This is a genomic window from Bhargavaea cecembensis DSE10, assembly GCF_000348905.1.
GTDB classification, from domain to species: Bacteria; Bacillota; Bacilli; order Bacillales_A; family Planococcaceae; genus Bhargavaea; species Bhargavaea cecembensis.
Map to the genome: position 1 here is coordinate 274558 of NZ_AOFT01000001.1, position 23445 is coordinate 298002.

15 protein-coding genes are annotated in these 23445 nt (G+C 49.0%); 12 read left to right on the plus strand and 3 right to left on the minus strand.

From position 1 onward, the window contains the following. Positions 1-117 precede the first annotated feature (117 nt). The 4 genes from C772_RS01290 (at position 118) to C772_RS01300 (ending at position 4823) form a co-directional block, all read left to right on the plus strand. Positions 118-1464 (plus strand): S-layer homology domain-containing protein, encoded by a 1347-nt coding sequence (locus C772_RS01290; protein WP_008296725.1) that lies wholly within the window; start codon positions 118-120, stop codon positions 1462-1464. Between the two features lie 77 nt (positions 1465-1541). After that, positions 1542-1868, plus strand: coding sequence for a hypothetical protein (locus tag C772_RS16785; protein ID WP_008296726.1), 327 nt, complete (start codon positions 1542-1544; stop codon positions 1866-1868). A 138-nt stretch (positions 1869-2006) separates the two neighbouring features. Further along, positions 2007-2720, plus strand: coding sequence for an S-layer homology domain-containing protein (locus C772_RS01295; protein WP_160162827.1), 714 nt, complete (start codon positions 2007-2009; stop codon positions 2718-2720). A gap of 123 nt (positions 2721-2843) precedes the next feature. Next, a complete protein-coding gene (locus C772_RS01300; RefSeq protein ID WP_008296728.1) occupies positions 2844-4823 on the plus strand; it encodes an S-layer homology domain-containing protein in 1980 nt (659 codons plus the stop codon). Positions 4824-4961: 138 nt separating this feature from the next. Here the strand turns inward: C772_RS01300 and C772_RS01305 are convergent, their stop codons facing one another. Beyond that, a complete protein-coding gene (locus C772_RS01305) occupies positions 4962-6056 on the minus strand; it encodes a C40 family peptidase (protein ID WP_051059377.1) in 1095 nt (364 codons plus the stop codon). A gap of 273 nt (positions 6057-6329) precedes the next feature. On the opposite strand from C772_RS01305, the gene C772_RS01310 reads away from it, so the two are divergent. After that, complete coding sequence (locus C772_RS01310) at positions 6330-8486, plus strand: 5'-nucleotidase C-terminal domain-containing protein (protein WP_008296730.1); 2157 nt, start codon at positions 6330-6332, stop codon at positions 8484-8486. A gap of 166 nt (positions 8487-8652) precedes the next feature. Then, positions 8653-10869, plus strand: a complete 2217-nt coding sequence (locus C772_RS01315; RefSeq protein WP_008296731.1) for a 5'-nucleotidase C-terminal domain-containing protein — start codon at positions 8653-8655, stop codon at positions 10867-10869. Between the two features lie 40 nt (positions 10870-10909). On the opposite strand, the gene C772_RS15975 is transcribed toward C772_RS01315, so the two are convergent. After that, positions 10910-12787, minus strand: a complete 1878-nt coding sequence (locus C772_RS15975) for an N-acetylmuramoyl-L-alanine amidase (protein WP_008296732.1) — start codon at positions 12785-12787, stop codon at positions 10910-10912. 149 nt (positions 12788-12936) lie between these two features. After that, complete coding sequence (locus tag C772_RS01330; RefSeq protein ID WP_008296733.1) at positions 12937-13887, minus strand: C40 family peptidase; 951 nt, start codon at positions 13885-13887, stop codon at positions 12937-12939. 361 nt (positions 13888-14248) lie between these two features. Between C772_RS01330 and C772_RS01335 the strand changes: the two genes are divergently transcribed. The 6 genes from C772_RS01335 (at position 14249) to murJ (ending at position 23441) form a co-directional block, all read left to right on the plus strand. After that, the gene (locus tag C772_RS01335; RefSeq protein ID WP_008296734.1) at positions 14249-16747 is read left to right on the plus strand and encodes a phosphodiester glycosidase family protein; all 2499 of its coding nucleotides are present in this window, start codon (positions 14249-14251) and stop codon (positions 16745-16747) included. 173 nt (positions 16748-16920) lie between these two features. Then, the gene (locus C772_RS01340) at positions 16921-18381 is read left to right on the plus strand and encodes an MBOAT family O-acyltransferase (protein WP_008296736.1); all 1461 of its coding nucleotides are present in this window, start codon (positions 16921-16923) and stop codon (positions 18379-18381) included. Between the two features lie 11 nt (positions 18382-18392). Then, positions 18393-19436 (plus strand): hypothetical protein, encoded by a 1044-nt coding sequence (locus C772_RS01345; protein ID WP_008296738.1) that lies wholly within the window; start codon positions 18393-18395, stop codon positions 19434-19436. Positions 19437-19696: 260 nt separating this feature from the next. After that, entirely contained in the window at positions 19697-20854 is a 1158-nt protein-coding gene (locus tag C772_RS01350; protein ID WP_008296739.1) for a polysaccharide pyruvyl transferase family protein, read from the plus strand. Then, a complete protein-coding gene (locus tag C772_RS01355) occupies positions 20851-21939 on the plus strand; it encodes a glycosyltransferase (protein WP_008296740.1) in 1089 nt (362 codons plus the stop codon). Before C772_RS01350 ends, C772_RS01355 begins: the two co-directional genes overlap by 4 nt. Then, positions 21936-23441, plus strand: a complete 1506-nt coding sequence (murJ, locus tag C772_RS01360) for a murein biosynthesis integral membrane protein MurJ (protein WP_008296741.1) — start codon at positions 21936-21938, stop codon at positions 23439-23441. The genes C772_RS01355 and murJ overlap by 4 nt, the downstream gene beginning before the upstream one ends. Positions 23442-23445: the final 4 nt, after the last annotated feature.

The window sequence follows — 23445 nt, forward strand, 5'->3', positions numbered from 1 at the left end:
ATATCGTTGAGAAACGATTGACCTAACTCCGTCTCGGGAGTGGAAGAAGTGGTATAATTTGATTGATTCCAACGATATAGCAACCGTTCGATCAATTAATAGAGGAGGTTGTTTTTCTTGAAAAAGACGACATACAGGAGGTTCACGGCAGCAGCGGGGGCTTCTGCATTGATGGGATCAGTGATTGTGCCTGCAGCAGCAGCGCCTCAGGAAACGGCAAAAGCTTTCTCAGATGTCCCGGAATCGAGTTCCCACTATGAAACCATCCTGGAAGCACGAGCACTGGGCATCATGACAGGCTACGGTGATTCGACGTTCAAGCCGGATCAGAAGCTGAATCGCGGGAACGTTGCGAAAGCGTTCGGCAAGTACGTGGTTGCTAAAAGCGGAATGGAGCTCGAGGAATACATAGAGGAACATCATATATCGGATGTCGAAAACTTCACGGATGTTCCTGATGCCTGGCCTGATAAAGAACTGGTTACCTATTCAAAGATCGTCAAAAAGGCCGGGATCTTCAGAGGAGCCAACAACAAACTCAATGCTTCCAAGCTGATGCCGCGTGACCAGATTGCGGAAGTCCTGGTACGTGCATTTGGATTTGAAGATCAGCAAGGTGCTCCGGGAATCCCGGATACCGAACAATCTGGTTATGCCAAGTCGATCGAAATCATCTATGAAAACGGAGTCTCCAACGCCAACCCGTATCACCCACTTAATAAGACCAGTCGCGCACAGTTCGCCTCGTTCCTGGTCCGTGCCTACAAAGTGGCCGAAGGACTTGACCCGCAAAGACCGTACCCATTCCCGGTCGAATCGGTGCACTCTCTAGATGACATCGCCATTATAGTAGGAGAAAAACCTGAACTTCCGGAAACAGTCGGTGTGACACTTAAAAGCGGCGTGACAACGACGAAGGCTGTGGAGTGGAACACAAATCAGCTTGCCACCGATGAAATCGGTACATATACCATCATAGGGGACGTAGCTGATACGGACTTGACGGCATCGGTTGAAGTGATCGTCAAGAAGCCAACATACCGTCAGCCTCTATCAATTAGAAGTAATAACAACGTCATTGAAATTGATTTTCACGAACATCCTATGACAGAATCTGCTTTTGATCCTGCCAACTATAAGCTTAATGATGGTCCACTTCCATCTGGGACAAAAATCGAGAGTGTGGATTCAAGGGTTAAAGATTCCAGGATTAAAATCACGTTGCCCATGCCTCAAGAAGTGATTCCGGATGATATTAAATATACGTTCGAGATCACTCAGAACGTCAAAACACAAACAGGACATATAATTGTCGGGAACTCAATCCCGGCGAATACGGGAATAGAAGAACCTGTGAATGCATCTGTGACAGGTTATTTTAAAGACAATGTAGCGCCCACACTCGTATCCGCCAACTATGTGATTCCAACAGCTGATTCTGATGCAACAATGAAATTCAGCTGACATTTTCTGAAAACATTGCTCCTTTGTTTTACTATGATATAAGCAGCATTCATCCTGAAGACACAGGTGCGTGGGAAATGGCATATTCCCAAAATGAAATCTTTAACCAGCATCTTTCAGATGATGTCATCTTTGTAGTTGGCGAAACAAAAGGTCATGCAATGCTAAGGGCTGATTCTCTACACGATATTGAGGGTGGAGGAAAAGTCTTTTATATCACAATCCCATCAACAAATATCAGCGAGACTTCCACAGTCACCATTGTACCGGAAGGGGAAATCAACGAGAGTTTAATGATTAGAGATGCCTCCAGAGGAAGAAATTTAGTTACCGCACCTGCAACCATCATGGTTACCCCATATGATGTGATCATTCCACCCAATCCGTCCTCAGAAAATCAATAATACTATGTAAAAAGTTGGAGGGCGGCGCCGGTCCCTTCAACCTTTTCATATAATCGTTATTTTCGTTTCCTCAATAAATCAGCAGGCATAACCAACTTACAATAAGTATAATAGTAGATATAGAAGGGAGCGGATGTGTTGAGCAGGAGAACTTTGTTTTTCGGGGCTACAGGAGCTTTCTGCCTGGGTATATTCATTTTCCTGTCCGGTACGCCGACCCAAGGAGATCAGCAGGTGAACACGCCATTATATGCCGATGTCCCGATAGAGAGCAGCCATTTCCAAAATATCACGGAAGCCCGGACACTGGGGCTTATGACAGGTTATCCGGATAATAAATTCGGCCCGTCCGTCAAGCTGAATCGTGCGAACGTCGTGAAGGCATTCGGCAAGTATATTGAACAGACGACTGGAAAGAAAGTGGACGAGTTCGACTTGAATGATGTTGAGCCATTTATTGATGTTCCTGCTAATACGCAGGACCAGGAACTTTATTGGTACTCTTTATTGGTAAAAAAAGAAGGAATCTTCAAAGGTGCCAATAATCGGCTCATGCCGACTGATGCCATTTCCAGGCGACAGATGGCCATGGTAATTGTCCGCGCATTTGATTTGCCGGATCTTCCCGATGTAAAATCCCGTGTTATCGACCATGATCCATCGTTTGGTGAGGAGGATCGGACGGCTATCGATATACTGTCTAAACATCGTATTACGACGGTGAGTGAGTTCCGGCCAAGAGAGACAACAAGCCGCGGTCAGTTTGCTTCATTTCTGGTAGCCGCGTTCCATGCAGTCCATGATGAGTATCCGCCGCCTACAGTAGAGGAAATCGAAATTGAAGAATCATAGAACAAAACCTGCCATCCGCTCGGGATGGCAGGTTTTCTTGTTGAGACCGATGATTCAGATTATCTTTTTGAATAGTAGATTACTATGTTAAGATGAAGCTAATCCATATAAGAAGGAGCTGGAATGGTGGGGAAACGACTCAAATTGTCTGCTGCCTGGCTGCTCGTCCTTTCGATACTTTTCACGGCAGGACAATCCGTTTCGGCAGCGGATGACATTACTGGCCATTGGGCGGAAGAGGACATGCGCTTTATGGTTGATCGAGGATTTTTAAAAGGGGATGGCAACGGGTATCACCCGAATAAGATCATTACCCGCGGCCAATTTGCCGTCTTGCTCGCCCGTGTGCTTGAGCTGGAACCTTCTTCGGGAGGAATCACGTTCACTGATGTGGACAACCGCAGTGGTTATCTGGCAGAGATACTGGCCGCCGCTCACGCGGGGATCATCACCGGGTACGGGGACGGAACTTTCCGTCCGAGCGAACAAATCAACCGGCAGCATATGGCCGTCATGATGAAGCGCGCATTGGACTATCTGAAAATCGAAGGCAAAACTGCAGACTATCGCTTTGCCGATGAAAAAGAAATTCTGCCCGCTTATCGTGTGGATCTGTATGAATTGGCAGGGGCAGGTATATTTAAAGGTTCAGAGCAGCCTGATGGCAGCTACCTCTTCCGACCAATGAATCAGGCACACCGATGGGAGGCGGCCACTGTCCTTACACGGCTGATCAAGCTTGCCGAACAAGTCGAAGGAGAAATTCCTGCTGAACCTGAAGAAGAGCTGTCCTATGCTACAGCAGAAACGGTCTCCGATGGAACGACTACAGTTGTCAAGAAGTATAAGAGCTTTGAAGAAGCAGCCGGAGCTATGGGTAATGGACAGGTTGTCATTTACGGAGATTCGATTGTGAAAATGCAGTCCGGCGTGGTGATTACAAAGCCTACACTGTCGGGATCCACGCTCACCAATGTATTCGATCATCCTGACAAAATGGACGATTCCAGAAAGGCCTTCACCTATGTGACCAGGGATTCAGAGCTGGAGTATCTGGAATCCACAGCTGACTATGTAAAAGTGAAGCTTGCCGGAAAAACCGGGTATATCAAACATGAAAATGCACTCCTGAAAACTTGGAATATGCTGAAAGGCCGTTCCTATTACACGGTGAACAGCGAGGAAGAACTGGTCCACAATGTGTTTTCCAATCAGACAGGGAAATATCAGAGCTACACGATCGGAAAAGCGCCTGACAACCTAAAAGAGGGGCAGAGGTATCTGTCCTGGAATCAAATCGATTATACTGACTGGAGAGGGAATACGGTTCAGACATTCTATAACTATTTCCAGTTCCTCCCGGCACGAACTGAAACCATCTACACTGCTGAAGAACTGGATCGTTATATCATGGGAGAACTTGCCCGTTTGGAAGCGACCGGAAATGCGACTTACAAAGACGCGACTAAAAAAAGTAAGCTGATTGGCATCGGAAACATTCTGAAGAAAGTTGAGAAGGAAAAGAACATTAATGCCCTCCTTGTGTTGGCGCTTGCCCAGCATGAAAGTGCGTACGGCATGAGCACGAAAGCCCAGCAATACAACAACCTCTTCGGTCTTGCCATCTATGACGATGCTGCCGCTGACCATCCGTTCCATAAGTATGAATCAGTGGAGGACAACGTCAACACCCTTGCCGATCAATACTGGAATAAAAACTATATCCCGCCGAATGGCGGCTATGCAAATGGTGCCGCCTTTGGTACAAAGGCAGTCGGATTTAATGTGAAATACGCATCAGATCCGTACTGGGGGGCAAAGGCTGCCGGTCATGCATACCGGATCGACAAGGCACTCGGAGGTCGTGATTTCGGGCGTTATACCATCGGCATCACAAAGACCACCGGTATGAATGTGAGAACGTCACCTGAAGTTTCCGACAACCTTGCATTCAAGTACACAAAAATCGGTTTGCCGGTGACGATTGTCTCTTCGGAGTATAATGCTTCTGAAAAACGGACCTGGTATCAAGTCCTTTCAGACGATCCAAGATATGAAACAGTTTGGATTGCAGGAGAAAACGTGCAGATTGTCTTTCAATAATAAATAGAGAAGACATCATCCTATATGTCTAGTCTGAGGCACCGTGTTTGGCGGTGTCTTTTCTTACTAGATCAAAATCAATCTGGCTATCATTGAAAAAGCGGCGCGCAAAGTGCGGGCCGCTTTCATATGAGACGATTAATAAAAACGCTTGAAACTGTCGAATTTCGGCTTCCAGTAGGAATCGTTGACACTGGAAATCACGACGCCCTGTGAAGAACTTGCATGGATGAAGTTGCCGTTGCCCAGGTAAATCCCGACATGGGAAATCCCTTTTTTATACGTGTTCTTAAAGAACACAAGATCACCCGGCTGAGGATTGTCTACATAGTAAGAGCGGTTGAAGTAGCCATCAGTATTCGTACGTGCCACGTCTTCTCCCGCGGTCTTGAATGCATACCAGATAAATCCGCTGCAGTCGAAGCCGGACGGAGTCGTACCGGCCCACTTATAAGGAGTGCCGATTACGGACTTGGCAACGTCGATCACAGAACCGGATGCTTTGACAGGTTCTGTGGGCTTGGCTGCGGCTTCCGTGTTGGGAGCGGATGCCTGGACTACTTTACCGGTGGTCTTGACGGCTGAACCATTGACAGTCAGCTTCTGGCCGACATGAATCAGGTGGGAAGTCAGCCCGTTCCACTTCATCAGCTGGTCTACAGAGATTCCATACTTGATGCTGATTGCGCCTAGTGTATCCCCACTTTTGACGATATAGCTGCCTGAAGGTGCACTCTGCTGGGAAGCTGGCTGTTGCGCCGGTTTAGCTGAGGTCTGCGGTTTTGCGGTTACTGTTGCAGAACCGGCTAATTTCAATTTCTGTCCGACAAAAATCAGGTCACCTGTCAATCCGTTCTGTTCTTTCAGGCGGCTGACCGTTGTCTTATGTATGGCCGCGATTTTGCTGAGGCTGTCTCCGCTTTTGACCGTATAGATTCCGTTGCCTGCTCGAACAGAAGCGGAGGAAGAAGAAACAGGGGCCGGCTTATTCTGGCTTTGTCCCGTTTCTGGGAGTTCGATCAAAAGCTTTTGTCCCGGATAAATCACATCAGTTGTGAGCTGGTTCCAAGATTTCAATTGTGTCACGGTGACTTGGTGCTGAGTTGCAATCTTCCAGAGAGAATCACCAGATTGTACCGCGTAAGAGTCCGAAGAGGCTTCCGCTTCGCCCGGTGCCGCCAAGATTGCGACCAGAGCGGACGTTGTCAGGACCGAAAATGCGACCTTTTTCATCATTTGATCCCCTTTACTGTCAAATTCACCTATGACCCATTGTATCCGAAACAATATTCAGGTAGATTACAAAAGTGTTACAAATAGATTTCAAAGGTGTTAAATCGATAGAATTGCAGGGTGAATAGGAGGAAGTACCCGTATTAAACAGAAACTTAACAAAAGAATAAGAGAATTCTCGTATTCCGTTCATTTTGTAAATGGTAGAATAGATTCGAAGTTATTGCTTTCGTCCGAGAGCGATAGATTAATAACAGAATAGGATGGTGTAGCATGAACGGGAAATGGGTTAAGGCATCTGCCTCCGCCGCACTGGCACTTGCGCTTTTCGGCATTCAGGCTCCTGACAACGCAAAAGCCGCAGAAGGGGACTTTAAGCTGACAGTCCTGCACACAAATGACACACACGCGAGCCTGAAAGATGCACCAAAACGTGCGACGCTGGTCAAGCAGATCCGGGCAGAGAAAGAGAATGCCCTGCTACTCGATGCAGGGGATGTATTCTCGGGCACACTCTACTTCAATGCATTTTCAGGCAAGGCTGATTTGGAAATGATGAATTACATGCAGTATGATGCCATGACATTCGGCAACCATGAATTCGACCTGGGAGCATCGGAAGAAGGACATCAGGCGCTGGCAGACTTCATCAAAGGGGCAGAATTCCCGCTGGTCAGTGCGAACATTGATTTTTCGAATGATGAAAAGTTCGATGGCCTTCAAAATAAGGAATACACTTCCGAGTATGAAGACGGTAAAATCTACAACGGCATTGTAAAAGAGGTTGAAGGCGAGAAAGTCGGGATTTTCGGTTTGACGACTGAAGAAACACCGACCATCTCCAGCACGGGAGATGTGGAGTTCTCTGAATACGTAGAAGCGGCAGAGGAAGCGGTAGCTGCTTTTGAAGAACAGGGCGTCAACAAGATTATTGCACTGACACATATCGGCTATGATGACAGCCTTGCATGGGACAATGACCTTGAGCTAGCAAAAGTCGTGGAGGGCATCGACATCATTGTCGGGGGACATACCCATACCGCATTGGCAGAGCCAACAGTGGTGGAAGACGGAGAAGAGCCGACAGTGATCGTACAGACAGGCGGCAACAATAGCTCTCTTGGCCAACTGAATGTCACATTTGATGAAAACGGTTCAGTCACATCCCATGAAGGAGAGCTTCTCTCTTATGATGAGGTGGAAGCGGATGAAGAGGCTGCAGAACTCTTGGCTCCATACACCGCGAAGGTTGAAGAGATGTCCAAAGAAAGCATCGGTGTCTCTACAGAAGTGGCCCTGAACGGTGAGCGCGAGTTCGTCCGCACCGGTGAGACGAATCTCGGTAACCTGATCACGGACGGCATGGTTACAACGGCTAAGAAGATTAATCCCGATGTGACAATGGCTGTGACGAACGGCGGGGGAATCCGTGCTTCGATCGATGAGGGTGACATCACACTTGGTGAGGTACAGACCGTGATGCCGTTCGGCAATGCGCTTGCCATCATGGAACTTACTGGGGCGGAAATCCGTGAGGCCCTAGAAACTAGCGTTTCCGCATATCCGACAGCTTCCGGCGGTTTCCTTCATGTGTCGGGCCTGAAGTTCAACTTTGATCCTCAAGCTGAAGCAGGTGATCGAGTCCGCGACATTCTCGAAGAAACAGAGGATGGCTTCGCACCAATTGATGAAGAAGCGACATACTACGTGGCCTCGAACACATTCACGGCAAAAGGCGGAGACGGCTACGATGTCTTCAAGGCAGCGTACGAAGACGGGCGTGTCAGCGAACCGGGGAACGTCGACTATGAAATGTTCATCGATTACCTGACAGGCTTCGAATCCATCAACCCAGAGTTGGAAGGCCGTATCCTGACGACCAATCCGTTCACGGATATCGATGCGGATAACGAGTTTACACCGTTTATTCAGAACGTCTACGACATTGGTCTCGTGAAAGGAACGACGCCAACCACTTACTCGCCTAACAAGATTCTTTCCCGTACACAGGCAGTCAGCATGATTGTCCGGGCACTTGGCCTTGAGACCGAAGGAAAGACTTCTTCGTTCAAGGATCTGGGCAACATGGCTGAAGAAACAAAGGCTGAAGTTGCGGCTGCCGAAGAAGCGGGGATCGTTATTGGCAGCAACGGCAACTTTATGCCGAACGAACAGGTGAAGCGTGCACAGCTTGCGCTGATGCTCAAGCGTGTCTATGAACTTCAGAATGAAACAGAATACGACGGCGATGCGGCAGACCTGCCATTCACCGACATCTCCGGTTCCGATGAAGAAACCATTGATGCCATCGCTTTCCTCTATGAGCAGGACATTGCACACGGCTTGGCAGACAAATTCCGTCCAAGTGAAGGCACGAGCCGTGCCCAAGCAGCAAAAATCTACTCCAATTTCCTGAACGTTATCAAATAAGGAAACACGAATGGCCTGGAGGCTTACAGTCTCCAGGCCATCGTTCTATTCCTTAAAAGTTTATCATATCCAAAATTATCATTTTTCATCCATTTGATAATGGTAGAATAGGTTCATAGTCTTTGTTAAAAGGGCAAGGAGTAAATACATAATAGGATGGTGTAACATGAACGGACGATGGATCAAGGCGACTGCCATGGCAGCATTGACGCTAGCACTGATGAGCACGCAGCATCCTGTACATGCGGAGACTGCAGAAGAGAACTTTGAGTTAACCTTAATGTATACGAGCAACACTCATTCAAATCTGGAAGAGGCACCTAAACGTGCTGCACTGGTTAATCAGATCAGGGGAGAGAAGGAAAACACGCTGCTTTTGGACGCTGGTGACGTATTCTCGGGGACGCTGTATTTCAATAAGTTCACGGGGCAGGCAGATCTTGCAATGATGAACTACATGAAGTATGATGCCATGACATTCGGCAACTATGAATTGGACAAGAGGGCATCAAAAGAAGATTATCAGATCCTCAGCGAATTTATCCAAGGGGCAGAATTTCCTGTAGTTAGTGCAAACACGGTTTTATCGAAAGAAGAGAAATTAAGCGGTTTGCAAAATGACAGTTATACTCCGGAATATGAAGCCGGGGAGGTCTATAACGGGATCATAAAGGATATCAGCGGCGAAAAAGTCGGGATTTTTGGTCTTACATCGGAGAAGACACCTTCGTTTGCTGACGTCGGAGATATCGAGATTACAGACTATATTGAGACCGCAAGAGAAGCGGTTACAGCCTTCGAAGAACAGGGCGTCAACAAAATCATTGCACTGACTCATATCGGCGATGAGGATCAACCGCGCGTTCAAAATGATTTGAAGTTTGTCCAAGAACTTGCTGAAGCGGTGGAAGGAATTGACGTGATAGTGGAGGGCCATTCCAACCTTGAAGTGTCAGAGCCAAAAGTGGTCGAAGCGGGAGAAGAACCGACTTTAATCGTTCAGGCAGGTACCTTGGGAGATCGCTATGGCAATGTTCTCGGCCAACTTGACATTAAATTTGATGAAGCCGGTAAAGCGGTTATTTACGGTGGAGAAAGTCATCACCTCGATTATTCGGAAGTTCAAGCTGACCCGGGCGCTGAAGAACTTCTGGCTCCATATCAGGCAGAAGTTAAAGGCGAATCAGAAGAAAGCATCGGTGTAACTGTTAAAGAATCCTTGAACAAAAACAGATTAGGCAGCCTGGTCACAGACAGCATGGTTGATGCTGCCCAGAAGGTCAATCCGGATGTCGCGATGGCTGTAACGAATGCCAGAGGAATCCGAGCCTTCATCCAAGAGGGTGAAATCACACACGGTGGAGTGCTAAAAGCCCTGCCATTGGAAGATAAACTTGCCATTATGGAACTTAAAGGATCGGAAATCATTAAGGTTCTTGAAAAAAGTGGGGCATTCCAACGTTTTTCTCCCTCCAGAAGTTATCTGGAAATTTCCGGATTAAGATTCTCATACAGTGAATCTTCTCTTGAAGCAAATGTATTTGTCAGGAAAGGTAAGGTGTATAGACCGATCGATCCGGATGAGACCTACCTAGTAGCCACTAATTCGTTTATTGCAAAAGGCGGAGAGGGCTATCAGGTATTTGCTGACGCGTATAAAGAGGGGCGTGTCACCGAAACAGATGCATCTGTTGATTACCTGATGTTCATCGATTATTTAAAAGAGCATGGAACCTATGCAAGTTATTTCCGCTCCACATCCAGTGGAAGGTTTCCATTTACGGATGTCGATCCGGAAAATGAATTTACACCGTATATCAAAGAAAACTATATTAGCGGTCTGATTAAAGGGACGACACCGACTACCTACTCTCCGAACAAGACGCTTTCCCGTACGCAGGCAGTCAGCATGTTTGTCCGGGTGCTCAATCTCCAAACCAAGGATTATAAAGATGATTACAAAGTTCCCTCGTTCAAGGACTTAGGCAATATGGCCGATGCCACTATGGGAGAAATAGCGGCAGCGGAAGAAGCGGGAATTGTGATAGGCAGTAACGGCAATTTTATGCCGAATGAACCGGTGAAGCGCGGACAGCTCGCACTTATGATGAAGCGCCTCTATGAATACGTGATGGAAACTGAGTTCGAGGGTGACCTCGATGCTTTGCCATTCAAAGATATGTCCGGTTTAGATGATGAAACGCTTGATGCCATAGCATTCCTGTACGAGTATGGGATTGCGGACGGCTCTCCGGACGGCTCTGAAAACGGAACAATTTTCCGTCCGTCTGACAAGACCAGCCGGGCGCAAGCAGCAAAACTATATTTCAATTTCGACACCCTCATTATCGAGGAGACCTCCAGGCGTTATCACAATCAATAAACATACAACCCGCCACCTTTCCAGGTGGCGGGTTCATTCGTTACTTATTGTAGTAATCCACAATGCCGTTGTAAATTGCAGTTGCATACCGTTCGAGATAGGCATCGCTCGTCAGCTTGGCGAAGTCACTCGGGTTGGTGATAAATCCGAGTTCGACAAGGACAGCAGGGATATGCTGATTGCGGATGACATAGAAGGCGGTATCCTTGGCACCGCGGTTATACATGCCGACATCCCTTACCAGCCGGTTTTGGATGGTTTGGGCAAGTTCCCGGCTTTCTGAGCCGTTCATATTGACCGATGTATCAAAGAACACTTCGGAACCTCTTGCAGAGCTTGAGCCCGCTGCGTTTACGTGGATGCTGACGAAGTTCTCTGCGTACTTTTGTGCAGCATAGTCAACACGGTTTTGGAGAGTCGGATATGTATCCCCGACTCGTGTCATATAGACAGTGGCGCCTGCAGCCTTCAACTTCTGCTCGACCTTCTGGGAAACTTTGAGGACGATGGCTTTCTCAGTAACCCCGGCTCTTGAAGTACCCGGGTCACGCCCGCCGTGGCCAGCATCTACTACGATGATTCTGTCTTTCAGGACGGAGCCGCTTGTGTTCTTGAGCTTCAGGAAAGCCTTGTGCACATAAGCATTGCGCCCGTTATAATCGATGTTGGCCCACCAGCCGGTGATTCCTTTGACTGTCACCTTGGCTCCTTTGCCGAGGCTGCCAAGCCTTGCACTTGAATCCGAAGTGCTCTCGCGGACGTTCAGGCTGCTCACAGTTACTTCACCGATCAGTTTGCCTGATGGGGAAGTGATGGGGGCTTCAATTTTATCGGTGTAAGCAGATTGGATGTAGCCCGGCAGACCGTTGAAAATGACTAAATGCCAGTCGCCCTTGCCTCCGTAGACTTGGACGACATCCCCATTTTTCAGCTGGCCAATCACGGTACCGCTGACGGACGGAGCGGAGCGGACGTTCAAGATCGGATCGTTTGGCATGCCAGTGTTCACTTTAACTGAATGCGTGGCAGAACCGATCTCGTTCTTATCGTGATCCAGATAGGTTACATAGGCACTGCTTGCATTCACATAAGCAGGGCCTTTTTCGTAACGGATCTGGACCCAATCGGACTTCAGTAAAGAGTCATTTTTCACGACCGTGAAAAGAGTGCCCGGTTTCATCTGCCCGATAACATCTCCGCTTGTTGATGGGGAGTTGCGGATGTTCAGATGATTGAATCCGGTTTTGACTTTTCCTGTCGCGATTGCCGTGTTGTTCAGGGCAGGTACTTTAAGGCGGAATTTCGAGTCCATGGCGCGTGCCAGGAACATCGCAAACTGCGCCCTTGAAAGTTCGCTTCCTGTGTTGAACCGGCCATTTGCTCCCCGGGCAATACCGTTATAGTAGAGGCCATTCAGCTTTGTTGCGTTTTCGTAATTGGTATCGACATCAGAGAACATAAGGGGTTGATCAGTGGTGATTTTCTGATCCACTTTAAACGCATTGGCGATCACTTTGATCATCTGTCCGCGCTTCAATGTGGCATTCGGCTTGAATGATCCATCCGGGTACCCTGAAAAGAAGCCCAATTTCGCAGCTTTGCTGATATAAAAGCGCTGCTCATCATTTTGAAGGTCCTTAAAGGTGTGGCCGGAAGCATCGATGTTCTCGTTGCCCGTAGCAATGACAAGCATCTTAGCTGCCTGGAAACGGGTAACAGGCTGATTCGGTTTATAAAGAGTTCGGCCATTTTCTTTATATCCCTTGATAATACCGCGTTCAGCAATGAACTTCACATGCGGTTCAAATTCAGTTCCTCCGATATCGGAGAAGGTGACAGCGGCCTCTGACTGAATAGGGGCACTCAGGAACAGAAGAACTGACAAAAAGGGCAGCAGAAACCGTCGTTTAATGTCCATCATTTTCCTCCTCGAAATGATTCAATACGACATCATCATATCAAATACGAAACTATGAATCTATATAGCATCGAGTATTTTTTTGAATTCTTAACAGAAAAGACCAAAGACTCCCGATAGGGTCTTTGGTCTTTTATAATGATATTTTTTTACTTGATCCGGTCCATAAACTTGCCGAGCTGTGTGCGGGTGACATTTTCGTTAAGTCCGTATGTTCCGGCCTTCGGTCCGGCTGTATAGCCTGTTGTCACTTTGTTGTGATAGAGCGTATTGATATAAGGAGCAGCCCAGCTATCTGCAGGTACATCTTTGAAGTTCGCATTTGTGGATCCGGTCAGATTAAATGATTCAACAAGGATTTTTGCCATTTGAGCGCGGCTCAGGTTGCCGCCGGCATTAAAGTTGCCATTCGCTCCGGTGAAGATGCCTGCTTCATAGACTGCGTTGATTACAGCGATTTTCGGGTGATTTGCCGGAATGTCACGGAAGTAGGAAGTGTTCGTATGAATCGGCTTTAATCCTAGCTCTTTGACAAGCGCTTCAGCTGCATCAAGACGGGAAATCGGCTTGGATGCATTCGCATACGGGTTCTCTGCTGCAGCTTGTACAACTTCAGCAACCTCGGCTTGTGCTTTTGCAGGGAAGTCGACAATACGGCGCGCTGTAACGTATTTGCTGCCCCAGTAATAAGGATCGCTGAGGGATGTAATGGTTACTCCGCGGCTGGATGATGCATGGATAAACTTGTTGTCGCCTGCGTAGATGCCGGCGTGGGAAACGCCGCGTCCGCTTGTATTGAAGAAGACGAGGTCGCCAACCTGAAGGTTCGATTTAGCAACCGCAGTTCCCGCATTGACCATTTGAGAAGTGGTCCGCGGTACGCTGACACCGGCTTTTTTGAAAACGTATTGGATGTAACCGGAGCAGTCAAAACCGGAAGTGGTCGTTCCTCCCCATTTATAAGGTACTCCGATATAGTCGTCTGCTATATTCATCAGCTGGGATTCTGTCGTTTTAACGGAAGCCGCTTCTGCTTCGATCTGCGGCGAGAAGGCAGTTATAGTCGCAACGGCTGCAAGTGTGCAAAGAAAACGTTTCATGTTCTTCTCTATTTCCCCTTTCAGGCAATCAGGCGTTGCCTGTTGTCTGGTGATTTATATCTGTTCTTGTCTATTCGCTATTCAGGTTAAGATTCTACGATTCTCTTTTTTAGTACAAGAAGAGTTTAGCATAGACTTATAACGGGTATGGTTACAGTTGGGTTACAAAGAGATTACAAGTTTCGAGGCTAATGACCTAAATGATATATTGTCGAATGGGACCAATCTAATCGGTTTTTCGGTGTCAGAAAACCGCAAAAAAGCAAAAAAATCGGCAGAAGCTATGAAAATAGTTCTTGCCATTCCTCTGGAAGTTTAATAAAGTTATTCCGAATTAAACTGCAGATGGAGTGGATACATAATGAAAAAAACAAAAGCAGCTCTTTCGGCGGTGTTGGCATCAGTCATGGTTTTTTCTGTGGCTGCCGTTCCGGCGGATGCCAGGCAGGTCACGGTCACGCCGGGTGTCGAGCATATTTCAGGAGCGTCGCAAGGAAGCAATATACATAGGCTATCTGTGGACATGACGCGTCCGGGAGTTTCGGTGGAAGCGCTGACCAATGAGCCGATGGACCAATTGCTGCGAACTTCTGTCTTGTCCCAAAAGCATTCCCGTGATGGGCATACGGTGGTGGGAAGTATTAATGGTTCGTTCTTTCATATGGGCGCGGTCAATCCGCTGAACTATAAAATGCCGGCTTATCTTCTGATGCGGGACGGCGTAGTCAATACATATGGCGTGATCGAAAACGACCCGAACGAGTACATGAACGTTCCGTCCGCCTTCGCGGTCACGAAAGACGGTCTTGGACACATCGGAGAATTCGGTTATGAGGCAAGCGTGATGGCCGGAGGAAAAAGTCATCCGATCACATCGGTGAATAAGAGGATGAGGGAAACCAATGAAGTCATCCTTTATACCGACTCTTATAGCTACCGGCAGACCCGACAAAATGAATATGGAATGGAAATTGTCCTGACCAATTTCAACAAACCGATCGAGGATGATTATCGTCTGGGCAATACGGTTGAAGCCACTGTAAGCGGAATTTATCACAAGAAAAAAGGAGCGGAAATCCCGGAAGGCGGGGCTGTCCTGTCCATTCATGGTCATGAAAATATCGTTGATTTCGGCGGAGTGAAGGTCGGTGAGAAACTGGCATTAAATGTTGACCTGACGTCTCCGTGGAATGAGGCCGAATTTGTGCTGGCCAGCGGACCGCTGCTTGTCCAGGATGGCCAGGTGGATATCGAAATGAAGTCGACGAGCGACAGGTCCCGCACACGGTCTCCGAGAACAGCGGTTGCGACCAATCGTGACGGGAGTGAAGTCTTTCTTGTAACGGTCGATGGCCGTGGTGCAGGCGGAAGCAAGGGAATGACGCTGCCGGAATTTGCGCAGTATCTGAAATCGATCGGTGCCTATAATGCCCTTAACCTTGACGGCGGGGGCTCCACAACAATGGCTGTCCGTCCTAGAGGGTATCAGTACCCGACTGTGGTCAACCGTCCTTCCGACGGTGCGGAGAGGGCGGTATCCACCATCCTAAGTGCCATTTCTTATGAAACCACAGGTGCTCCGGTTTATATGAGTGCCTCGATATCCAGTTCAGCCATACCGAAAGGCGGGCGTGCCAAAGTGACTGTCGACTATGTCACTGACAGCAACTACCACCCGGTCAAAGTCGATGCATCCAAGCTCACTTACTCCGTGGAAGGGGCGATCGGAACCATTTCCTCCGACGGGACGTTTACAGCGACTGCTCCCGGGAAAGGGACTGTCACGGTCCGGATGGGGAACGCCGCCAAATCGTTCCCGGTTGAAGTGACGGCATTACCCGGGAATACAATGATTCATGGGTTTAACGATGCATCTGTCTGGAAAGCTGAATCGGCCCGCGCGAAAACCACGCTTCGTTTTGATGGGGCAAAGGCCCCGAAAAAGGAGGGGGCGAACGCGCTCAGCCTCCAATATGACTTTACCGGCACCAGCGGTACGTCTGCTTCTTATGCCGTAACAGATTCTATCAAGATGAGTGTCCGGCCTGAACGCCTCGGTATCTGGGTATTCGGTGACGGAGCGAAGCACTGGCTCCGCGGGACCATCCAAGATGGAACAGGCAAAGAGTACACAATTGATTTCACAGAACAGGGCGGCCTGGACTGGATTGGCTGGAGATACCGTACCGCGGATATACCGGCCTCGGCAGTAAGCCCAATTGCATTGAAAAAGCTCTACCTTGCTGAGCCTCTCGACTCGAATAAGAACAGAGGCACCATCTATCTTGACCGCCTGATCGCCGATTATAATGGGAACCATATCGAACCATTGTTCAATGATGTGCCTCTATCCCATTGGCACCTTGAAGAAATCAGGATGGCTGTCGACAACGGCTGGATCAATGGATATCCGGATGGGAACTACCGTCCGGCCGAGCATATCAGCCGTGCGCATGCGGCGGTTCTGATCAGCCGTGCGCTCGGAATAGAAACGAAAGAAGTCACTGCTGATCCGTTCAACGACGTTTCAAAAGATTATGGCTATGCGCCCGAAATAGCATTGGTAAAAGAACTTGGCATCATGACAGGAGGTCCGACAGGAAACTTTAATCCCTATGCGAATCTGTCCAGGGCGCAAATGGCAAAGATTCTGCAGGAGACCTACGATCTGAAGCCCAAGCAACCGATTCCGGAAATTACCGATGTGGATAAGGACAACTGGTCTTATGGGCCGATTTCGACAATTGCCAGCCATGGATTGACGATTCTTGGTGAGCACGGTGATTATCGTCCGAACTCATATGTATCCAGATCACAGTTTGCCGCATTTATCGCAAGGGCGGAAGCATTGCAACAATAAAATCTCCTGAAGATCTATCAATAGGCCAGGACACCGGATGACCGGAGTCCTGGCCTTCTTGTTTCACAAATTTGCTGGTCATTTAACTTAAATGAAGCAGGAAGACGCTGCAGACTGGACATGTGATAAAATATGAGGGATTTGCATTATGCTTTACAGATTGGGTGAGCTCTTTGATTTTTTCATCGGTTGAATTTATTTTTATATTCCTCCCGATTGCCTTTGGTTTGTATTTCCTGATTCACCGTCTTGGGCTACATAGACTTGCGCTCATTTCACTATTTATAGCATCGCTGTTTTTTTATGGTTTTTGGAATCCCGACTATTTATTTTTGATTGGATTTTCGATAGTATTTAACTTTGCTTTTGGCCGGTTGGTCTCTAAGGTAACATCAAGAAAATCCAAAAAAGTGATCTTGGCATTTGGGATTGCCGGAAATCTCGCCCTACTGGGTTATTATAAATATTTCGATTTTCTTGCCGAGAATCTGAACGTCTTGTTCTCTGCCAATATTGCGCTGCGGGAGTTGCTCTTGCCGCTGGCGATCAGTTTTTTTACGTTTCAGCAGATTGCCTATTTGGTGGATGCATACCGCGGGGAGACGAAGCAATACAATTTCTTCACTTATGCTTTGTTTGTTACTTTCTTTCCACAGCTTATTGCGGGCCCAATTGTTCACCACAAAGAGATCATCCCGCAGTTTCTAGATTCTAAGAAGTATTCAATGCGCTCTGAAAACATGGCACGGGGGATCTTTATTTTCTGTATTGGACTGGCCAAAAAGGTGGCAATCGCAGATACGCTTTCTATTTGGGCTAATGAAGGCTATGCAAATGTGGAGAGTTTAGGGCCGGTGGATGCCTGGATAACAACACTTTCCTATACAATGCAACTTTATTTTGATTTCAGTGCATACGGAGACATGGCTATCGGTATAGCATTGCTGTTCAATATTAAACTACCTATCAACTTCTACTCACCTTATAAGTCAAGAAATATTCAGGAATTCTGGAGAACCTGGCACATGACGCTAAATCGGTTCCTGACACAATATCTATACTTTCCTCTTGGCGGAAGCAGAAAAGGCTCTTTTCGGACCTATGTCAATATCGCAATCATTTTTCTGGTAAGCGGCATTTGGCATGGGGCAGGTTGGACGTTTATTATTTGGGGAGCACTGCACGGCCTCGCGTCCATTATTTGCAGGTTATGGGGAAGGGCCGGAATCCGGCTTCCATATGGAGTAAGCTGGATTCTCACATTCCTATTTGTCCACTTAGCCTGGGTCTATTTCCGTGCAGAGAGTGTGGTGCAGGCCCATACTATGTTTGATGCCATGTTCTCATTGCCGGATTTCAGTTACAAACTGTTTGCTGAAGGTCTGGCATTCATGGCATCCTGGGAAAGCTTCAAGGTGATGGAATTCGCGCCGATGGTCAGCCCGGTCTTCACAATTGCATTTCTGGGAATCGCCTCACTGGCTACATTTGTATTGCCCAACTCCATTCAACTGTTGGAACGATACCGGCCGGGCTACCTTTCATTGGCCATCTCCGGAACTTGCGTTGGATTGGTGATGACGGCGGCTTATTTCGTTCATAAAAATAGTGAATTTCTTTACTTCAATTTCTAGGAGGAGACAGGTTGACAGACAGACAATGGCTCGCTTCCTTCGCTGCAATGCTCGTACTCCTGTCTTTGCCGGCGGGAGCTGTCATGGCGTTTAACTATTACATCGATCCGCATTGGAATTTTAAGCTGGATCACGAGCTGAATGACTTTCAGGTCGGATTCGACGAACGTCAGCAGAAACTGAATTATCTGTTTTCCCGGAAACCCGATTATGACAGTATTCTCATAGGGACAAGCCGGACCACATACATGAATTCGGAATCTTTTCAGACTGAGGACGTCTTCAATTTGGGCCTAAGCGGTCTTCATATCAAAGAATATGCTCCCTATCTTCGATACGCAGAGGAAGCAACCGGCGTGAAACCGGAACGAGTTTATGTAGAAATGTATCTTGATATATACAATGGAGATTTGGACTTGCCGCTTGAGCCCCCAGAGGCATATCGTGATCGTGCGAAGAATCCGTTGCTGAAGTTCACTAATCTTTACTCTTACGATACATACAAAAAGGCGAAAGAAAATTATCAGTACTCTAAAGAGGATTATTATCCGAAGGAACGCGCTTATACGAGGGATAATCAGGTAACCACCACTTTCCCGGGGGTGGATATGGAAGCGGCCAGGAAGAGGAATCAGGAAAAAAACCGGCTCAGGTCCAACGAATATCCTTATAACGAATCATTTAAGCAGGAATTGCTGAAAATCCGGGAGGCCGCGCCGGATGCCGAATTTGTTGTCTTCTCGGATTTGGAACGGCTTGACCGTTTGGCCGGATATTTTGAACTGCCCGCTTATATGGAAGCCTATGAGCGCTCTGTAAGGGAAATTGTAGAAGTCTTTGGAAGTTACCGTTCCTTCTATCTGAAAAATAAATATACAACTGAGGACCAGTATTGGTTTGACTATGTTCACTTCTATCCCGAAGTAGGCGATCAACTGATCAAAGCCTTGGAGACGGGGGAAGGTGAAGGAACATTTTTCATTGAGGTTGACAATTCGAATATCGATCGTTATTTTGCGCAGTTGCGCGAACTGGTCGGAGCGGATACTAACTGAGCAGCCGGAATCAGGAATGTGCGATATGTGCATTCCATATTACTGACCTCAGTAATCCAATCATGTCCAATGCCTCAAAGATAAAGGTTCCTGGAGGCCATCTGTAATTCGTAACCGGCTGATGCAACGTTCCTTCGTTTGGCGCGTCCTCCTTTGGAGAAGAATGAACCGGTCAGTGTTGTAGTGTGCTTTTTTCAACTGTGTTATAGTTAACAAATGGGATAGAACCGTGAACGAAACATGTATAAAGGAAGAACAGAATGAGAATCGGTATTGTGGGCAACTACGGCAATAACAATAATGGAGACGAGGCAATTCTCGCCGGGATTATCGAACAGGTGAAGGATTTCTATAAAATTGAGAATGATGCGATTACCGTCTTCAGCAATAATCCGCCGCAGACTTCAAACCGTTACGGGGTGAAGGCGGCGCCGCTTTACTATAAACGTTCGTCGGCGACGATGACGTTCATGGAAACGGTGAAGAAAAACTCGCCACTGATCCGTGAACTGGACTTGCTCGTCATCGGAGGCGGCGGTATTCTGATGGATTTCTATAACCGCGAAGCGCAGCTATTCGGTTCCTACGGGCTCATGGCCAAATGGAGCAAGGTGCCGTACATCATCTATGCATGCGGGGCGGGACCGATTAATTCGTCGATCGGCAAGTGGTTTATCCGGAAGCTGGTGAACGGTGCAGAGAGTGCGTCGGTCCGTGATCCGAAGTCGAAAAAACTGCTGCAGTCGATCGGCGTCACAACCGACCTGGACATCATCGGCGATCCTTCGTTTGCACTGGAGGCAGGGGAGCGCAGGCCGTATGGCGGACGGATCCGCCGTGTCGGCGTGACCGTTGTGCCGTACTACAGCCTGGCTTACTGGCCCGAGGCAAATGACGTCAAGTATGAAAGTTATGTTAAAGGCATGGCGGATAACCTGGATCGTCTGCTTGAGGGGCGGGATATCCGCCTGACATTCTTTTCGACAAAGTATCCGCATGATGTCGATGTTTCCGTCGAAATCCGGAACAGGATGAAGGAACAGGACAAAGTGGATGTTGTCGAGGACAATCTGATGCCGGCAGATATTCTCCGCATCAGCGGGGAACAGGATCTCGTCATCGGGACTCGGCTGCACTCGGTTTATCTGTCGCTCAACGCCGGAACGCCGGTGGTCGGGATTGCCTACCATCACAAGGTGAAGGATTTCCTGGACATGGTGAACCTGTCGGACCGATGCCATAAGATCGATGAACTGGCGAATGACGACGGCATCCTGCTTCGTGAATTCGAAGCCCTCGATGGTGACTGGGACCGGGTTGTCTCGGAGACGCAGGAGCTCAGAAAGAACTTGAAGGCAAGTGCCGATCTTGGCCGGAAGCAATTCACCCAGGTCGGCATGAAGGAGACGGTGAAATGAAGATCCTTGTACTCAGCAACATGTACCCGACACCGGAACATCCGACATACGGCATCTTCGTCCGCAATCAGGTGGACCTTTTGAGGGAAAACGGCTTTGAAGTGGACGTGGCCGCGATCACGGATCCCGGCAAGGGGAAGGCTGCTACACTCCGGAAATACGGGGCTTGGGCTCTGCAGTCCTCAAGCCGGCTCTTCCGGAATCGTAAGGCTTATACCGTCTCCCATGCCCACTATGCATTTCCGACCGGCCTCTTGTCGCTTCTCGGCAAGAGGCTGTTCGGCGTTCCGTATGTGGTGACCGTCCACGGCGGAGACCTGGACCAGATGGCAAGGAAGAATGCGAAAATCCGTGACCTGACCCAGACTATCCTCCGGGAGGCTGCCCATGTGATCACGGTCGGGGATCGGCTGTACGGGGAAGTGACCGGGCCATACGGGATTCCGCAGGAGCGGGTTTCGGTGCTCAGCATGGGTGTGGATACGGATGTCTTCAAACCGGTTCCAAAGCAGGAAGCAAGGAAGAAGCTTGGAATTGATCCCACTGGCCGTGCGATCCTGTTTGTCGGGAATATCATCCGGGCAAAAGGCACAATGGAACTGGCCGAGGCGATGGCAGATCTCGGAGAAGCAGGAGTTTCGCTTTATTATGTGGGTTCGCGGAAGGACAGCGGATATGTCACAGAGCTCCGTAGGAAAATCGCTGAACTTGGCCTGGAGAACGTGCACTTTATCGATCCGGAACCGCAGGACCGCCTATCTCTATGGATGAGCGCATGTGACGTTCTGGTGCTCCCTTCCTATCACGAGGGCTTCGGCCTGGTCGCGCTTGAAGGGATGGCCAGCGGCATCCGCGTTGTCGGCAGTGATGTCGGCGGATTATCTGTACTTCTCGGTGAAGGGCGCGGCATCGCCGTACCGCCAAAAGACCCGGCTGCCCTTGCCGAAGGGATCCGGGAAGCACTCGATCCGGCAAGCGGGCGCTTTGATCAGGAATCAATCAGGCGGGAAGTGGAGCGGCATTCGAAACAACGGATCTTGGAGCGGCTGACGGCCATCTACCGGGAAGCGGCTGGCAACAGATGAACCGGATTCTAAAAATTATCGGTGCTGTCGCCGTCATCAATATTGTCGCCCGCCTGTTCGGCTTCGCCCGCGAAGTGCTGATCGGGCATCAGTTCGGCACCGGGGCCATTGCGGACAGCATCATCACGGCCTACACGGTGCCGAATTTCATTTATCTGATCGCCGGAGGCGCGCTGACGACTGCATTCATTTCCGTGTACCACCGATCCGAGCAGGAAAAGTGGTCCCTGGTCAGGGAGACATTTACCGGAATCAGTCTCTTCATCTTCCTGGTCACTGCGCTTCTCACTGTCTTTGCCGGTCCGGTGCTCCGCCTGTTGTTCGGCGGCCTGGAAGGGGCAGGGTACGCGCTTGCGCATAAGCTTTATCTATGGATGATGCCGTCCGCTTTTTTCCTTGTTTTGTCGACTTGGCTGAGCGGACTGCTGAATGTCAACGACCGCTTCCAAATGTCGAGCTTCGCGGTGCTCCTGTATAACTTCCTGTTCTTTGCCATCCCGTTTGTTTTCACCGGTACGTTGGGGGCCGAGAGCTATGGCTATGGTGCGCTCGTGGCGGCGGTGCTGATGGCCGGGTTCCTGTTCTGGGGTGTGCGCAGGCTCAAGATGTATTCCTTCCGGGCGAAATGGCCTTCCGGCGGCAGCCAGGGCGCGCTGTGGAAGATGGCGTTACCAATCATGCTGGGCGGGGCGACGCTCCAGTTCTACTTCCTTATCCACCGGATCTACTCGGCCGGCCTCGGGGAAGGGACGGTGGCAGCCGTGAACTACGCGTCGAAGCTGACACAGTTCCCGCAGGCCATTCTCATGACTGCGGTGACAACTGTCATTTATCCGCTTCTCAGCAGGAAGATGGGGGAAGGGGACCATGCGGCCGTCCGTTCGGTTTACCGGCGGGGTATCCGTGCGCTGACGCTGCTCGTTATTCCGGCAGCCATCTTCATCTGGTTTTTCGCCGAGCCGATGACGCGGCTCGTTTTCGGGCACGGGAGCTTCACGGAAGAATCGCTTGCCCTCACGGCGCCATATGTCCAATTGTTCGGCCTGTCGATTTACTTTATCTCCCTGAATACATATATCACCCGGTTTTACTATGCGGCCGGCAATTCCCATGTCCCGGTCCTGTTTTCGATACTCGGTGTGTTCCTCGTCAACATCGCTGTGATTCAGCTGACCATAGAGGAAATCGGCGGAGCGGCAATCGCCTGGGGAACCATAGTGGGATCCGCCGTGAATGCGGGTGTCCTTATGGTTTATGCAGCCCGTAAACTGAGTCTTTCAGTTGGTGAAGACGAAGGTTCAGGGTGGAGACTGCCTGCGGTCCTCCTCCTGCTGATCCCGGCGGCTGCAATGACCCGATGGCTCTCAGGCGGCGCATCCGCAGGTGCTTTCTCGGAGGCAGCCGGAGGCGCACTGATTTTTGGTCTGATCTATCTGCTGCTCCTCTGGGTGTTCAAGTTGCCGGAAAGCAAGCAATTGATGAACATGCTGAAACGCAAATAAGATT

What these genes read in the sequence shown, in the direction of transcription:
- C772_RS16785 (WP_008296726.1), top strand. Translation starts at nt 1,542, where the DNA reads ATGGCATATTCCCAAAATGAAATCTTTAACCAGCATCTTTCAGATGAT.
- C772_RS01300 (WP_008296728.1), top strand. Translation starts at nt 2,844, where the DNA reads ATGGTGGGGAAACGACTCAAATTGTCTGCTGCCTGGCTGCTCGTCCTT.
- C772_RS01305 (WP_051059377.1), bottom strand. Translation starts at nt 6,056, where the DNA reads ATGAAAAAGGTCGCATTTTCGGTCCTGACAACGTCCGCTCTGGTCGCA.
- C772_RS01310 (WP_008296730.1), top strand. Translation starts at nt 6,330, where the DNA reads ATGAACGGGAAATGGGTTAAGGCATCTGCCTCCGCCGCACTGGCACTT.
- C772_RS01315 (WP_008296731.1), top strand. Translation starts at nt 8,653, where the DNA reads ATGAACGGACGATGGATCAAGGCGACTGCCATGGCAGCATTGACGCTA.
- C772_RS15975 (WP_008296732.1), bottom strand. Translation starts at nt 12,787, where the DNA reads ATGGACATTAAACGACGGTTTCTGCTGCCCTTTTTGTCAGTTCTTCTG.
- C772_RS01330 (WP_008296733.1), bottom strand. Translation starts at nt 13,887, where the DNA reads ATGAAACGTTTTCTTTGCACACTTGCAGCCGTTGCGACTATAACTGCC.
- C772_RS01335 (WP_008296734.1), top strand. Translation starts at nt 14,249, where the DNA reads ATGAAAAAAACAAAAGCAGCTCTTTCGGCGGTGTTGGCATCAGTCATG.
- C772_RS01350 (WP_008296739.1), top strand. Translation starts at nt 19,697, where the DNA reads ATGAGAATCGGTATTGTGGGCAACTACGGCAATAACAATAATGGAGAC.
- C772_RS01355 (WP_008296740.1), top strand. Translation starts at nt 20,851, where the DNA reads ATGAAGATCCTTGTACTCAGCAACATGTACCCGACACCGGAACATCCG.
- murJ (WP_008296741.1), top strand. Translation starts at nt 21,936, where the DNA reads ATGAACCGGATTCTAAAAATTATCGGTGCTGTCGCCGTCATCAATATT.